Consider the following 14,603-nt stretch of genomic DNA (forward strand, 5'->3'; position numbering starts at 1 on the left):
GCGCTGTGCAGTCCATCCTGTAATACCCCTGTTGCGGAGCACGTCAATGGACGCCTGGTGGCATCAAGTCTGGTTGACCCTGGTTGCCGAGTTCGCTGATCTGAACGATGCCAAGCAACTGACGCAGGTAACAATACGCATGCTGATGGCCGCTTTGTTGGGCGGCATTTTGGGCTTCGAGCGCGAGCTCAAGGGTAAGGCCGCCGGGGTGCGCACACACATGCTGGTGGCGATGGGGGCCGCCTTGTTCGTATTGGTACCGCGTATGGCCGGGGTCGACGATGCCGGCTTGAGTCGGGTGATTCAGGGCATCGTCGCCGGTATCGGTTTTCTCGGTGCCGGTACCATTCTCAAAGGGCACCATCAGCAGCTCGACCACGTCAAAGGCCTGACCACTGCGGCCGGGTTGTGGATGACTGCCGCCATCGGCGTGGCTGCCGGCATGGGGCGCGAGGCTACGGCTGTGATCAGCACGCTGCTGGCATTGCTGGTGCTAGGCGTGATGCCTTGGGTGGTGGACAAGTTCGAGAAGGATGACGATGAGCAAAACGAGGAGGGCAGGAAGCACTGAGGGGAGCCTAAGCTCCCCTCAAAGATTGTTGCGTGCTCTTTTTTTGTTATTGGAGGGCGGTCTATTGTTGTTTTTGGCAACCGTTGCCTCTTGTCACTGGCGATCCCCATCCGGGATCAAGAGCAAACGTATTTTTTTGAGCGCTGATCTACTTTCATCATTGCTGATCCAACCGTGACAGGCGCTACCTTGGGGTAGTTTTATTGTTCTGTGTCAGGTTGCGGGGCAGGCCCCTGGAACGCACATCCTCTCCAAAAAAATCTGTTAGCTGCGTCTCTGTCGTGTTGTTCTTGTTATGTCAGAGTCGTTACGTCTTATTCTTATTGGGTGTGTCGTAGTTTTTATTGTTCTTGTACCAAAGATATAGCAGATGCCGTGCCAACTTTTAAAAACTCAATAAAATCAATGATTTAGTTTTTTTGCTGAGCAGCAGGGAAGGAAAGGGCTGTCGATTTGTTTCCGTGTTACCCGGGTTTTCGCTGGAAAGTGCGGGGGCGGTAACACCCCGGCTGTGGCCTGACTGTTACCGCCTGTGTTTATTGCGCGTTACGCGCGCGCGCTACCCGTGAGCCACTGGCGCGGCCCAGCACGGCGCTGATTCGCTGCCCGGCGAGGATCAACTGATCAAGGTCGATGCCAGTCTCGATGCCCAGGCCCTGTAGCATGTACAACACGTCTTCGCTGGCGACATTGCCGCTGGCACCTTTGGCATAGGGGCAGCCACCCAAGCCTGCGACCGAGCTGTCGAAAACATTGATGCCTTCGAGCAGGCTGGCATAGACGTTGGCCAACGCCTGGCCGTAGGTGTCGTGGAAGTGACCGGCCAGCTGTGCGCGTGGTATCTGCGCTGCGACCACGTCGAACAGCCGACGGGTTGCGCCTGGCGTACCGGTGCCGATGGTGTCGCCCAGCGACACTTCATAGCAGCCCATGTCATACAGCTCGCGGGCTACAGGCGCGACTTGTTCGGCGCTGACAACCCCGTCATAAGGGCAGCCCAATACGCAGGACACATAACCGCGCACCCGCACACCGTGTTCGCGGGCGGCCTCCATGATCGGCACAAAGCGCTGCAGGCTGTCGCTGATTGAACAGTTGATGTTGCGCTGGGAGAAAGCTTCGGTGGCAGCGGCGAATACCGCCACCTCCTTCACCCCGGCCGCCAGCGCGTCCTCGAAACCACGCAGGTTCGGCGCCAGGGCGGCGTAGGTGACGCCGCTGTGCTGACGGATGCTGGCAAACACCTCAGCTGATCCAGCCATCTGCGGGACCCACTTGGGTGAGACGAAGCTGCCTACTTCTATATAGGACAGGCCTGCCGCCGTCAGGTCATCGACCAGTTTGACCTTATCCGCCACGCTGATAGGCTGGGCTTCATTCTGCAGGCCGTCGCGCGGGCCGACTTCGACCAGGCGAACTTTTTCAGGCAATGACATGGCGCGGTTCCTCAGGGCTCAATAGCTGTTTTTCTGATTGTTCAAGGTGGCGGCCAGCGCTTGCTCGCAGCGCTCTTGAGCGGTGTCCAGCTCCAACTGCATCTGCTGGATGTCGAGCAATTGCTGTTCGAGCTGGGCACGACGTTCGACAATTTTGGCCAACATGCTGTGCAACTGCTTCAAGTTACCGCTGGACGGATCGTACAGTTCGATCAACTCACGGCATTCGGCCAGGGAAAAGCCTATGCGCTTGCCGCGCAGAATCAGCTTCAGGCTGACTTTGTCACGGGCCGTGTAGATACGTTCCAGGCCTCGGCGCTCCGGGCTCAGCAAACCCTGTTCTTCGTAGAAGCGGATGGCCCGGGTGGTGATGTCCAGCTCGCGGGACAGGTCGGAAATACTGTAGGTCTGGCTACTCATGGTCAGGCTCGGGAAAAGGGCATGAGCTAACCTAAAGGCAGGTTGACGTATACGTCAAGCAAGGAATAGCCGAACCCGTTGGGAGTTGCTGATCAAGTCAGTTCCTGCGCCTTGCTGGCCCGCTCATCCTGCGCCACCACCGCCTGGCACAACTCAATGATCTGTTCACGCATCCAGCGGTTTGCCGGATCCTGGTCGGTGCTTTCGTGCCAGTACAGGTGGGTTTCCAGCGGCGGTACGTCGTTGACCGGCAGTTTCAGGTAGTTGAGCTGATGGCGACGGGCGAAGCGCTCCGGCACGGTCATGACCATGTCGGTCTGCTGCAGCACCTGTGAGGCCATCAGGTAATGCTGTGAGCGCAGCGCGATCTTGCGCTGCAACCCCATCTTGCCCAGAGCTAGGTCAACATAACCCAAGCCGTTGCGGCGGCTGGAAATATGGATGTGGGTCAGGCTCAGGTAGTCGTCCAGGCTTAGTTTGTCTTTCGCCATCGGGTGACCCTGGCGTAGGGCGCAGACGTATTGATCCTGGATCAGCTTGACGTGGCGCACCTGCGGATCGGTATTGAGGGGCGCATCGACAGCAAAGTCCAGGCGCCCGGCAGCCAGTTCCTTGGTGGTTTCACGGCGCTTGCACAAAAAACTTTCGATGATCACCGCCGGGGCCAGGCGGCGCAGGTGTTGGAACAACGGCGGCAGGATCACCGCTTCGGTGAGGTCGGTCATGCTGATGCGAAACGTCTTGTTCGCCTGCAGCGGGTTGAAGATCCGGCTTTCCTGCACCGACACACGCAACAGCGACAGAGCGTTGCGTACCGGGCCGATGATGTTCTGCGCCATGGGCGTGGGCACCATGCCTTGTGCGGTGCGAACGAACAGTGGGTCGTTGAAGGTTTCGCGCAGCCGAGCCAGGGCGTTGGATACCGCAGGCTGGGTAATACCGACGATCTGCCCGGCACGGGTCAGGTTGGCTTCGGTGTAGATCGCATCGAAGACGATGAACAGATTCAGGTCGACCTTGCTCAGGTTCATGGGCGCTGCTCTTTGTTGGTGTTATCGGTGAATCATATATTGGTTATGAATGTTTATACACGCCGAGAATAGACTAGGTGGATTTTGCTCGCTGATCTAGGCTCTTCATCAGATCCCCTTTCCACTGAAGGTACTGCTCATGGATTTCGCCTATTCACCTAAGGTCCAGGCACTGCGTGAACGTGTCACCGCGTTCATGGATGCGTATGTCTATCCCGCCGAAGCGGTGTTCGAACGTCAGGTCGCTGAAGGTGACCGTTGGCAGCCGACGGCGATCATGGAAGAACTCAAGGCCAAGGCCAAGGCCGAAGGACTGTGGAACCTGTTCCTGCCAGAGTCGGAGCTCGGCGCAGGGCTGACCAACCTGGAATATGCGCCGTTGGCAGAGATCATGGGCCGTTCGCTGCTCGGGCCGGAGCCGTTCAACTGCTCGGCACCGGACACCGGCAACATGGAAGTACTGGTGCGCTATGGCAGCGAGGCGCAGAAACGCCAGTGGTTGGAGCCGCTGTTGCGCGGTGAAATCCGTTCGGCCTTTGCCATGACCGAGCCTGATGTAGCCTCTTCCGACGCCACCAACATGGCCGCGCGTGCGGAGCGCGTGGGCGACGAGTGGGTGATCAATGGCCGCAAGTGGTGGACTTCCGGGGCTTGTGATCCGCGTTGCAAGATCATGATCTTCATGGGCTTGAGCAATCCGGAAGGTCCACGGCATCAGCAGCATTCGATGATTCTGGTGCCGACCGATACCCCGGGGGTAAAAATCCTCCGCCCTCTACCGGTCTTTGGCTACGACGATGCTCCCCATGGCCATGCCGAAGTGCTGTTCGAGAATGTACGGGTGCCTTACGAAAACGTGTTGCTGGGCGAGGGCCGTGGTTTTGAAATTGCTCAGGGGCGACTGGGCCCTGGGCGTATCCACCACTGCATGCGCTCGATCGGCATGGCCGAACGGGCCCTGGAACTGATGTGCAAACGTTCGGTGGAGCGCACCGCGTTTGGCCGGCCGCTGGCGCGCCTGGGTGGAAACGTCGACAAGATTGCCGACTCGCGCATGGAAATCGATATGGCGCGATTGCTGACGCTCAAAGCGGCTTACATGATGGACACCGTAGGCAACAAGGTGGCGCGCAGTGAGATCGCGCAGATCAAGGTAGTAGCGCCGAATGTGGCGTTGAAGGTCATTGACCGGGCTATTCAGATCCATGGCGGTGCCGGCGTCAGTGGTGATTTCCCGCTGGCCTACATGTACGCCATGCAGCGTACCTTGCGCCTGGCCGATGGTCCGGATGAAGTGCACCGTGCGGCCATCGGCAAGTATGAGATTGGCAAGTACGTGCCCAAAGAGATGCTGCGCAGCGAGCATTGATCTGCGCGGTATTGATTACAGGCCCGCGGTAGCGGACCTGTTTCATTTGTGGCTGCCGGAATTGGCCGGATGCCGGGGCTGGTCACGGGTCTTCAACAGTGACAACAGCACGCCACCACTCAACAGTCCCACTGTCACCGCCAGCGACAGCAGCGCCGGTACCGCGCCGATGAAACCGTGATAGAAGATTTTGCCGCCGATGAAGATCAGCACCAGCGCCAACGCGTACTTGAGGTAGACAAAACGGTGCATCAGCGCCGCCAGGGCGAAATACAGTGCGCGCAGGCCAAGGATCGCGAAGATGTTCGAGGTGTAGACAATGAACGGATCCTGGGTAATGGCGAAGATGGCCGGCACGCTGTCGACGGCAAACACCAGATCGGCCAGTTCAATCAGCACCAGGGCCAGGAACAGTGGCGTCGCATAAAGCACCGCCTTGTGTTGCCCGGCAGCTTTGAGCCGGACAAAAAAGCGCGGCCCATGCAGGTCATCGGTGACGCGCAAATGGCTGCGCACAAACTTCAGTACCCGATTGTTGGCCAGGTCCGGATGGGCTTCTTCGCGGGAAAACAGCATTTTCACCCCGGTGATCAGCAAGAAGGCGCCGAACACATAGAGAATCCAGGCAAACTCCTGAACCAGTGCGCTGCCCACGCCGATCATGATCGCGCGCAACACCACGACGCCGAGGATGCCCCAAAACAGTACACGATGCTGGTACAGACGAGGGATGGCGAAGTAACTGAAGATCATCGCCATGACGAACACGTTATCCATCGACAACGACTGTTCGACCAGAAAGCCGGTGTAGAACTCCAAGGCAGGTTGTGCGCCTAACTCCAGCCAGACCCAGCCGCCAAATAGCACGCCAACACTGAAATAGCCTGCGTACAGCAGGAGGCTTTCGCGCATTTCGATCTCATGGGCCTTGCGGTGCAGTACACCCAGGTCCAGTACCAGCAGAGTCAGGACAATGCCAATGAATGCCAGCCAGAACCAGGTGCTGGTGCCGAGAACGTCATTGTTGAGAAATGCCTGTAGAGCCGCCATGCGCCCCTCCTTGATTGTCGTCGTTGCCAACAGCGGCAACAGTGACTCCGACATGGCGGCTTGGCAGCCGTCAGAGGGGCCCGGCGTCACACCTAAAAGCCTAGACCCGATGGTGGCGGTAGCCCAATTGGGGGTGTAACAAATGGTTGCGTAAGCCTCCGCCCAGGGACTAGTAGACCCAGACTTCCACCCGTCGATTGCGGATGCGGCCTTCTTCGGCGGTGTTGGTCGCTACGGGCAGTTCGTCGCCTAGGCCAATCACTTCACGCAAGGTGACGCCTTCTTTGATCAGCTCCCGGCGCACGGCCATGGCGCGCAGGCGTGAAAGCAAAGCGGCTCGCTCGGAATCGTGCTTAGCATCGCCGAATCCCACCAGCACGACTTGCTGGTGCAGCTTGTTGTGCTGGCGCAGGTAGTCGACCACTCGCTGTACATCGCGTAAGGCTTTGCTGTCCAGGTTGGCACTACCTTCCTGGAACCGGAAATTCACTGATAAGCGTTGCGCGTTGCGCACCAGTGTCCGATACGGCTGAGGCATGTCTTCGGCCGGGGGTATTTTGATGGCATGTACTTGCTGACCGACAAAACCGTTGGCGGTGACGATGGTCTGACCTTTTGCGCTTTGGGCAAACTCCACCAGTGCTCGAGCCCAGGGTGTGGCTTGAGTGGGCGACAGATACAAGTACAGGCGCCGCGACAGCGGGTAGTCTTCACTGGCCACCAGGGCTGGGCTCGGCGGCATAGGGCGAGAATCACCGTCGGCAATCGCCAGCACCTTGGCGCCATGCACCGAGGCCAAGCTGCTGAAGCCGATGGCCTGGCGATCATTCAGTACTTCTTTGGCCAACTGTTCGCCGGATTCGAAGCGTTTCGCGCTGCCGGCCAGTGTCTGACCGCTGCCATCGAGCACCAGTGCCTTGAAGATTTCGAATGTACCCGAGCGGTCGTCTCGAGCGTACAGATGGATAGGCCCATTGCCGAGGCCCAACCCCTCCCAGGTGGTGATTTGTCCGGCAAAGATCTGCGCCAGTTGCGCGGTGCTCAATTGGGGCAGCGGGTTGTCGGGATGAACAATCACGGCCACGCCATCCAGGCCGATGATCTGTTCGGCTGCGGCACTGTTGAGGTCACCCAAAGGCTGTAGTTCGGCCAATTCACTTGCTTTGATCGGCCTTGACGCTGCCGCCAGGTCCGTCTGGCCGTTCTTGAGGGCGGTGAAGCCGGTGCTGGAACCATGGGCGGCGATGTCGATGCGGATCGACTTGCCTTGCTGATCAAGTGCACGGACCTGAACTTCGTTGGTGGTTGCCTGCGCTTCAATCCGTATCTCGCGGGCACCTTGTGCTTCCAGCAGGCCTTTGACCAGCGCTGGCGCCAAGGCGGCACCAATGGTATTGGAGCCCTGAATACGCAACTGCGCCGGTGCTTGCGTGGCGGCAGGCGCGAGGAGGGGGAGTAGGCAAAGCAGGAGCAGGCTGAGGTGGCGGAACATGCCGACAGGCACTCTTCAGGCAAAGGATGTGCCGCAGATTAAGACGGTTGAATGACCGTAGGATGACAGCGTGATCGCGTGTAGCCGCAGCCTGGCGGCAGCGGCTACAACCCACCCAGCCCTTAAGCCAGTTCCAGCCAGATCGGTGCATGGTCCGAAGGCTTTTCCATCGCGCGCAGGTCATAATCGACGCCCGCAGCCTTGATCCGCGGCAGTAAGCCTTGGGAGGTCATGATCAGGTCAATGCGCAGACCACGCTTGGGCTCGTCCTCGAAACCGCGACTGCGGTAGTCGAACCAGCTGAAGCGGTCGGCGACTTCAGGATGCAGGTGGCGGAAACTGTCGACCAGGCCCCAGTTTTTCAGGCGTGCCATCCACTCACGCTCTTCGGGCAAGAAGCTGCACTTACCGGTTTTGAGCCAACGCTTGGCATTGTCAGCGCCGATGCCAATGTCACAGTCTTCGGGCGAAATGTTCACATCGCCCATCACTACCATTGGGTGATCGTTTTTGAACTGGGTTTCCAGCAGGGCCTGCAGGTCACTGTAGAAGCGCTGCTTGGCCGGAAACTTGGTGGGGTGATCGCGGCTTTCACCCTGAGGGAAGTAGCCGTTCATGATGGTGATCGGGGTGCCGTCAGCATCGGCGAAGGTACCCCAGATAAAGCGACGCTGGGCATCTTCTTCATCGCTGGCAAAACCTTTGTGCAGGCTTTGCGGTGCCTGGCGCGAGAGCAGGGCGACGCCGTAGTGACCCTTCTGGCCATGAAAGTTTACGTGATAACCCAGTGCCTGAACCTCGGCCAATGGAAACTGCTCGTCGCTGACCTTGGTTTCCTGCAGGCCGATGACGTCCGGCTGGTGCTTGTCGATCAACGCCGCCAACTGATGGGGCCGGGCGCGCAGGCCATTAATGTTGAACGAGACGATCTTCATGGCAAACACAATCCTGGTAAAACCAAGGATCCTAGCCGACATCGACGCCAGCGGCCAGCGTGGCGCGCCACTGCATAGGCTGCTAACGTGGTGCTCGAAGTGAACATCGGGGCAACGTCCGCTTCAAAGGCAATGAATGCCCATTTGTGGAGGTTTGTCAGCATGACCGAATCGACTGCTGTCCCGGCTCAGATCCGCCTGCTTGATGGTGGTTATAGCCGTGAGGCGCGTTCGCTGTTGTATCACGCCTATCGCCATGACCCGACCTATGCGTTTTTGTTCGAGGCCCAGCGTCCTGGGTATGACCAACGCATTCGCGCCACGGTACGCGAGCTGGTCAAACAACACTTTCTCCAGGAGTTGCCGGCGTTGGGTTTGCTGGTCGACGACCGCCTGGTCGGCATTGCCCTGATTGCACCCCCGCAGCGACGCCTGGGAATCACCGAGAGTTGGGCCTGGCGCATGCGCATGGTACTGAGCACCGGTTTTCGCTGCACCCGACGTTATCTGGATTACCAGGCGGCGCTGATGGCTTGCCTGCCGGGTGATGCTGTGCATGTATTGCCGTTGCTGGGAATTCATCCGCAGTTCCAGGGCAAACATTATGGTGAGCTGCTGTTGCAAGCGGTGCATGACTGGTGCGCCGAAGACGAACATTCTCAAGGCGTGGTGCTGGACACTGGAAACGAGCACTATCTGGCGTTTTATCAGCGCCAGGGCTACCAGGAAATTGGAGAAATTGCTGTAGGAACAGTTCGCGAGCACGTGTTCTTTCATCCTAATCCCCAGTCATCGCAACCTGCATCGGCCCTGCCTGCGTAGCAGGCAGGAGCGCCTCGGGCTCCATGCTGGCGCCAAGCTCTGGTAGCATCCGCGCCTATGACGTATTCAGGACGATTCACCTGCGGTTTGATTCTGTGTTTTACCAGCGTTGGCGTGTTTGCGCAGAGCGAGCTGGTGGTACGGATCAAACCTGCCAATAACGAACTCAAGGCCAATGTCGAAGGCTATATCGGCAGCCTTGGTAAACGCGATGAAGAGGCGCTGCTGCGCTTCAGCCGCGGCGCTGTCGAGCAGGCGCGCAAAGCTGCCCAGGCGCTGGGTTACTACCAGGCGCAGATCGACACTGAGGTTAAAGCACCGGCCAAAGCCGACAAAGAGCCACAGCTGATTCTCACTATCGAACCGGGCGAGCCCGTGCACCTGCGTGATGTCACCCTTCGCATCGAGGGCCCGGCCAGTGAGCTCAAGGCGTTTCGCCTGCCCAACAGTAAGGCCCTGCGCTCCGGTGAAGTACTCAATCATGGCGAGTACGAAGACGCCAAACGCCTGATTCAGAACCAGGCTGCGCGCTACGGGTTCTTCAGCGGGCGTTTCATTCGTCAGCGCCTGGCCGTCGACCCCCAGGCAGGCGTGGCCGATATCGAACTGATCTATGAAAGTGGCCCGCGCTATCGTCTGGGTAAAGTCAATTTTGCCGGCGACACACCGTTCGATGAGACGTTGCTGCAGCGAATGGTGCCATTCAAGGCCGACACGCCGTATGACTCAGAACTGATTGCCGAGCTCAATAATGCCCTGCAATCGAGTGGCTACTTCGAGGGCGTGCGCGTTGATGCTGCGCCCACCGCTGCGGTCGAGCAGAGCATTCCGGTGGCGGTCCAACTGCAGACTCGCAAGCCACGAACCATGGGCCTGGGCTTGGGCTTTTCGACTGACGTCGGGCCGCGTGGCAAGGCCAACTGGACCCGTCACTGGGTCAATCCGCAAGGCCATAGTTATGGTTGGGAAACTGAGTTGTCGGCACCCCGACAGAACGTCGGGCTGTTTTACGACATTCCCCTTGATCCTCCTCTGACCGACAAATTTCGCTTTGCCGGTGGCTACCAGAACGAAGAAATTGCCGGTACCGACACCTTGAGTAAACTACTCACCGTCGGTCCGGAATGGCACAGCAAGCTGCCCAGTGGCTGGCAGCGTGTGCTGTCGCTCAAGTACCAGCGCGAAGAGTATCGCCTGGGTGATGACTCGGGCCTGAGCAATCTGCTGATGCCTGGCGTCAGCTATTCCTATCTGCGCAGCGACAACCGCATCGATCCACACAACGGCTATCGCCTCCAGTTCGATGTACAGGCAGCCAAGGAAGGGCTGGTGTCCGACACTAACCTGTTGCATGCCAATGTGGTGCTCAAGGGCTTGACCACCCTGGGCCAGAAACACCGTTTTCTCGGCCGGGTGCAGGTTGGTGGCAGTGCCACCAACGACTACCAGAGTTCGATACCACCGTCGCTGCGTTTCTTTGCCGGTGGCGACCAGAGCGTGCGCGGGTACGACTACCAGAGCCTGTCGCCGGAAAACTCAGATGGCGATCGTATCGGTGGCCGCTACCTGGTGGCCGGCAGTGCCGAATACCAGTACGAGGTGATGGACAAGTGGCGCGTGGCGACCTTTGTCGACCAGGGTAATTCATTCAACAATCTGGAGTTTCCCAGCCTCAAGACCGGTGTCGGTATCGGTGTGCGCTGGGTCTCTCCGGTCGGGCCGTTGCGTCTGGATCTGGCCCATGCGCTGGATGACGACGGTGGCTTTCGTCTGCACTTCTCCATGGGGCCGGAACTGTGAGTCGCGTGTTCAGAAATATCCTCCTCGCGGCGCTCGCCCTGCTGTTGTTGCTGGTGCTTGCACTGGGCCTGCTGCTCGGCACCCAGGCGGGCAGTCGCTGGGCGCTGGGGCTGGTGCCAGGTTTGCAACTTGATGGCTTTCAAGGGCGCCTGGCCGGTCGGTGGCAGGCTGAACGTGTGCGGTGGGAACAGGGTGCCGATCGGGTCGAACTGGTCGCACCGGTGTTCGATTGGTCGCCGCATTGCCTGTTGCGCATGACCCTGTGCATCGATCGCCTGGAGGCTGATCAGGTCAATCTGGCCTTCGCGCCAGGCGAGCCGAAGCCCGACAGTGGGCCGCTGCAGTTGCCGGCGCTGAAATTGCCGCTGACGATTGAATTGGGTGAAGTACGTATTGCTCACCTGCGCTTGGATGGCAATGAACAATTGAGTCAGTTGCACCTGAAAGCCCATTGGAGCGTTGCGGGTTTGCAGATCGACAGCCTGCAGCTGCAGCGTGATGACCTGCACTTGAGCTTGCAAGGATTGCTGCAGCCCGAGGGCGACTGGCCGCTGAAGGTTCAAGGCCAGTTGCAGTTGCCCAAGGTCGATGGACAAGACTGGCAGGTGGCATTGCAGGTCAACGGTGAACTACAGAAAACCCTGACACTCAGCGCTGACAGCAGCGGCTACCTGAATGCCAGGCTCAATGGTGAACTGCAAGCGCTGGCCGAGCAGTTTCCAGCCACCCTGCAGATCAGTGCCGCGTCGTTCAAGCCCGGTTCCGCGCTGCCCGACACCGTGCAGTTGAACACCCTTGAACTGAGCGCCAAGGGCAATCTGCAAAACGGCTACCAGTTGCTCGGTTCCGCCAGTCTACCGGCTGAACAAGGGCCTGTGGCGTTGAGCCTGCAGGGTAAAGTCGATGCCAAGGGCGCTCAACTGAGCACCCTGGACCTCACTGCCAGCGCGGATCAGCACCTTAAACTTACCGCTAGCGCAGACTGGCAAAACGGCCTGAGCGCTGTGGCGACCATCGACTGGTTGGACTTTCCCTGGCTGCGCCTGTATCCGCTGGAGCAAGCACCGCAGGTGACTTTGCGTCGATTCAACGGCCAGGTGCAGTACCTCGATGGCAGTTATCAAGGCGAGTTCAAGGGCGACCTTGATGGGCCAGCGGGTGCATTCAGCCTGAGTAGCCCGTTCAAGGGCGACCTGCAACAGATCTCCTTGGCACAATTGGCGCTGACTGCCGGACAAGGCAAGCTCGCCGGTAACGTCAGTGTGCAGTTTGCCGACGCACTGGCCTGGGATGCGGCGCTGGAGCTGTCGGCGCTGAACCCGGCGTACTGGCTAGCCGAGTTGCCCGGTACGCTGGCCGGCCCACTGCGTAGCAAGGGCCAGATGAAAAATGGCGAACTGAGCCTGGACGCCGATCTTGACCTGAAAGGGCGCTTGCGCGGGCAGACCGCGGTGCTCAAGGCTGTCGCGCAAGGCGCTGGACAGAACTGGACCCTTGGTACCCTGGATATCCGCCTGGGCGACAACCACATCAACGGCAGCGGCAGTCTGCAGCAACGTTTGGCCGGGCAACTGGACATTAACCTGCCACGTCTTGGTCAGCTGTGGCCGCAATTGCAGGGGCAACTCAAGGGCAAACTAGAGGTTGCTGGCACCTTACAGGCACCCCAAGGCGCTTTGATCCTGCAAGGTCAGCAACTGGCTCAAGCGGACAACCACCTCCAACGTCTGACGTTGGACGCCAAGCTGGACAGTGCCCAGCGTGCAGTCATCGAGCTGCAGGCCGGCGGCATTCGCCTGGGCGATACCAGCCTGGGCGTACTCAGCGCCAAGGGCCGTGGCGATATCCGCCAGCAGCAGCTGGAGCTAGGACTGGATGGACCGAAGCTCAAGCTCGATCTGGGTTTGGATGGCCAGTTGGACAAAGGTAACTGGCGTGGCCGCCTGGCCAGCGGCCAGATCCAGGCAGGCGGTCAGGACTGGCGGTTACAAGCGCCGGCGAAACTGCAACGGCTGGTCTCTGGGCAGGTGGATTTCGGTGCCCATTGCTGGCGCTCGGGGCAAGCCAGCCTGTGCGGTGAAGATCAGCGCCTGGCACCAGAACCGCGCTTGCGCTATCACCTCAAGCAATTCCCGCTGCAAAGTCTGGCCCAGTGGTTACCCAAAGACTTCGCCTGGCAGGGCTTGCTCAATGCGGACATCAATCTGGATCTACCTGCCAGTGGCCCCAAAGGCACCATCGTTGTCGATGCCAGCGCAGGCACCCTGCGCTTGCGTGAGAAAGACCAGTGGCTGGATTTCCCTTACCAGACCCTACGCCTGGAAAGCACCCTGGCGCCACGCCGGGTCGATACCCGGCTGGATTTCCGTGGCCAACGCCTGGGCGAACTGGTGCTGGTCACCCGGCTCGATCCGGTCGCCAATAACAAGCCACTGAGCGGTAGTTTCCGTCTGACCGGGCTGGATATCGCTATCGCCCGTCCCTTTGCGCCAATGGTCGAGCGTCTGGCGGGGCAACTTAACGGCAGCGGGCAGTTGTCGGGCACTTTGTTGGCGCCGCAGGTCAGCGGCAGCTTGAACCTGAGCGGTGCAGAAGTCGCTGGCGCAGAATTACCGATCAGCCTGAAAGATCTGAATCTCCAGGCGTTGATTGCCGGTGAGCAGGTGCAGGTCAACGGAGCCTGGAAAAGTGGTGAAGCCGGTCAGGGCAGCCTGCATGGGCAGATCGGCTGGGGTCAGGCATTGGCGGTTGACTTGCAGTTGCAGGGGCAACGTTTGCCCGTCACCGTTGAACCCTATGCGGACCTGGAGGTGGCGCCGAATCTGAAGATCAGCCTGGCCGGTGACAAGCTGGCGGTAGCGGGTAAGGTGTTGGTGCCCAAAGGCAAGATCATCGTGCGTGAGTTGCCACCTTCGACGGTCAAAGTGTCAGATGACACCGTGATCGTCGGTCACCAAACCGAAGAGGGTAAGCCCCCCATGGCAGTAGCCATGGACATCGACGTTGAGGTCGGTCAGGACAGGCTTTCGTTCAGTGGCTTCGGTCTGACGGCCAACCTGCTTGGCCATGTACACATTGGTGACAATCTCGACACCCGTGGTGAGTTGAGCCTGGCCGATGGCCGTTACCGTGCTTACGGCCAGCGCCTGACTATCCGGCGTGCGCGCCTGTTGTTCGCCGGGCCAATTGACCAGCCTTACCTGGATATCGAAGCGATTCGTCAGACCGACGACGTGATTGCCGGTATCCGCCTCAGTGGCAGTGCCGAACAGCCCACCACGCAGGTGTTTTCGGAACCGGCCATGAGTCAGGAGCAGGCGCTCTCTTACCTGGTATTGGGACGGCCTTTGGGCACGACCGGTGAAGACAACAACATGCTTGCCCAAGCGGCCCTTGGCCTGGGTCTGGCGAGTAGTGCCGGAGTTACCGGCAGTCTGGCCTCAAGCTTGGGGATTGATGACTTCCAGCTGGATACCCAAGGCAGTGGCAACGATACCAGTGTGGTGGCCAGCGGCAATCTCACTGAGCGCTTGAGCTTGCGTTACGGTGTAGGCGTATTCGAGCCGGTCAATACCGTTGCGTTGCGTTACAAGTTGAGCAAGAAGGTTTACCTGGAAGCGGCCAGTGGCCTGGCCAGCTCCCTGGATATTTTCTACAAGCGCGATTTCTGATAGTCG

General features: G+C 59.4%; 11 protein-coding genes. 5 read left to right on the forward strand and 6 right to left on the reverse strand.

Annotated elements, in window-relative coordinates:
- Positions 1-46 precede the first annotated feature (46 nt).
- Complete coding sequence (locus ACQRAX_RS20510) at positions 47-571, forward strand: MgtC/SapB family protein (RefSeq protein ID WP_412039611.1); 525 nt, start codon at positions 47-49, stop codon at positions 569-571.
- Positions 572-1,107: 536 nt separating this feature from the next.
- Here the strand turns inward: ACQRAX_RS20510 and ACQRAX_RS20515 are convergent.
- The 3 genes from ACQRAX_RS20515 to ACQRAX_RS20525 form a co-directional block, all read right to left on the reverse strand.
- On the reverse strand, positions 1,108-2,007 hold the full coding sequence (locus ACQRAX_RS20515; RefSeq protein ID WP_412039610.1) for a hydroxymethylglutaryl-CoA lyase: 900 nt from the start codon (positions 2,005-2,007) through the stop codon (positions 1,108-1,110).
- An 18-nt stretch (positions 2,008-2,025) separates the two neighbouring features.
- Positions 2,026-2,427, reverse strand: coding sequence for a MerR family transcriptional regulator (locus tag ACQRAX_RS20520; protein ID WP_412039609.1), 402 nt, complete (start codon positions 2,425-2,427; stop codon positions 2,026-2,028).
- 92 nt (positions 2,428-2,519) lie between these two features.
- The gene (locus tag ACQRAX_RS20525) at positions 2,520-3,458 is read right to left on the reverse strand and encodes a LysR family transcriptional regulator (protein ID WP_412039608.1); all 939 of its coding nucleotides are present in this window, start codon (positions 3,456-3,458) and stop codon (positions 2,520-2,522) included.
- Between the two features lie 139 nt (positions 3,459-3,597).
- Between ACQRAX_RS20525 and ACQRAX_RS20530 the strand changes: the two genes are divergently transcribed.
- Complete coding sequence (locus ACQRAX_RS20530) at positions 3,598-4,827, forward strand: acyl-CoA dehydrogenase (RefSeq protein WP_412039607.1); 1,230 nt, start codon at positions 3,598-3,600, stop codon at positions 4,825-4,827.
- A gap of 42 nt (positions 4,828-4,869) precedes the next feature.
- On the opposite strand, the gene ACQRAX_RS20535 is transcribed toward ACQRAX_RS20530, so the two are convergent.
- The 3 genes from ACQRAX_RS20535 to xthA form a co-directional block, all read right to left on the reverse strand.
- Complete coding sequence (locus tag ACQRAX_RS20535) at positions 4,870-5,877, reverse strand: TerC family protein (protein ID WP_412039606.1); 1,008 nt, start codon at positions 5,875-5,877, stop codon at positions 4,870-4,872.
- A gap of 169 nt (positions 5,878-6,046) precedes the next feature.
- Positions 6,047-7,369, reverse strand: coding sequence for a substrate-binding domain-containing protein (locus tag ACQRAX_RS20540; RefSeq protein ID WP_412039605.1), 1,323 nt, complete (start codon positions 7,367-7,369; stop codon positions 6,047-6,049).
- Positions 7,370-7,491: 122 nt separating this feature from the next.
- Positions 7,492-8,304: an exodeoxyribonuclease III gene (gene xthA / locus ACQRAX_RS20545; RefSeq protein ID WP_412039604.1), complete on the reverse strand. Its 813-nt coding sequence runs from the start codon at positions 8,302-8,304 to the stop codon at positions 7,492-7,494.
- Positions 8,305-8,466: 162 nt separating this feature from the next.
- Here xthA and ACQRAX_RS20550 point away from each other — a divergent pair, with 162 nt between their 5' ends.
- Genes ACQRAX_RS20550 through ACQRAX_RS20560 form a run of 3 tightly spaced genes read left to right on the forward strand, consistent with a single transcriptional unit; the run spans position 8,467 to position 14,597 of the window.
- Complete coding sequence (locus ACQRAX_RS20550) at positions 8,467-9,126, forward strand: GNAT family N-acetyltransferase (RefSeq protein ID WP_412039603.1); 660 nt, start codon at positions 8,467-8,469, stop codon at positions 9,124-9,126.
- 57 nt (positions 9,127-9,183) lie between these two features.
- On the forward strand, positions 9,184-10,926 hold the full coding sequence (locus tag ACQRAX_RS20555) for an autotransporter assembly complex protein TamA (RefSeq protein WP_412039602.1): 1,743 nt from the start codon (positions 9,184-9,186) through the stop codon (positions 10,924-10,926).
- The gene (locus ACQRAX_RS20560) at positions 10,923-14,597 is read left to right on the forward strand and encodes a translocation/assembly module TamB domain-containing protein (RefSeq protein ID WP_412039601.1); all 3,675 of its coding nucleotides are present in this window, start codon (positions 10,923-10,925) and stop codon (positions 14,595-14,597) included. Before ACQRAX_RS20555 ends, ACQRAX_RS20560 begins: the two co-directional genes overlap by 4 nt.
- The last annotated feature ends 6 nt before the right edge of the window (positions 14,598-14,603 follow it).

Source organism: Pseudomonas sp. UM16 (assembly GCF_050312595.1).
GTDB lineage: Bacteria > Pseudomonadota > Gammaproteobacteria > Pseudomonadales > Pseudomonadaceae > Aquipseudomonas.